Origin of the sequence: Paracoccus sp. MKU1, from assembly GCF_001447385.1 — a bacterium.
Taxonomy (GTDB): domain Bacteria; phylum Pseudomonadota; class Alphaproteobacteria; order Rhodobacterales; family Rhodobacteraceae; genus Paracoccus.
In genome coordinates, this window is the sequence record NZ_LLWQ01000234.1 from 1 (window position 1) to 804 (window position 804).

General features: G+C 67.2%; 1 pseudogene. It reads right to left on the minus strand.

Features of this window, described 5'->3' with window-relative positions:
- A pseudogene (locus tag AQY21_RS27055) lies at positions 1-559 on the minus strand (AAA family ATPase); the annotation flags it as partial.
- Between the last annotated feature and the right edge of the window lie 245 nt (positions 560-804).

Genomic DNA, 804 nt, shown 5'->3' on the forward strand with positions numbered 1-804 from the left:
GGACAGGCGGGTGCTGCAGCACCGGCGGTGCCCTCGCCACAGCCGGCAGCCGGAACAGGATCGGGACCCGCCTGTCGATGGCCCTTGCCAGTTCCGCCGCAAAGCCGCGGTCGGCGTGGTCGGAGATCTTGCCGTTCATGAGTTCCGGACCCAGCACCAGCAGATAAGGCTTGTCGCGAGGCAGCCGGCCCATGGACATGGCCAGTGACCAGCCGGTCGGCAACGYATRCGGCAGCAGCTTCTTGAGCGCATCGATCAGGCTGCCCGGAATGCCTTCGATCACSGTGATGGCGCCCGGCACCAGCATCGCRTCGCGGTCCTTGAGGCTGCCAATACTGGCGGCAAGGCGCAGCAGCGGGATCAGCTTGCCCGCCGGCAGGCGGATGCGCGGCTGCGATGTGCCATTGGCTGCGGTGGCGGCCGGATCGCCGCCGGCGTCCGCAATGGCGTCGTGTTCTTCCGGGGAGACGTTCTGCGCGGTGGGGCTGGTGTTCAGGGCATCSAGYGCGGCGGATCCCGGAGGCGACATGGCGGCCTCCAGCAGCTCGGGCAGGTCCATGTCTTCGGGGTCGAGCGCCGGATCCCAGTTGTCGGTCATTTTGTTCGCAAGATCGGCCTCGAGGCCGCGGATGGCGTGACGGGCCAGGGAAGCCCAGGATGGAGGATTACGGGTTGCGGATTCGGGGTTCGGATTGCGGGGATTGGTTGCGTTTGTCTGGGTCATGGCGGAATTCCGGGTATGAGAGAGGCTGGCCACCCAGCATTCCGGATGGCGGCGGGGCAGATGGCAGAGCGGGTTGCGAT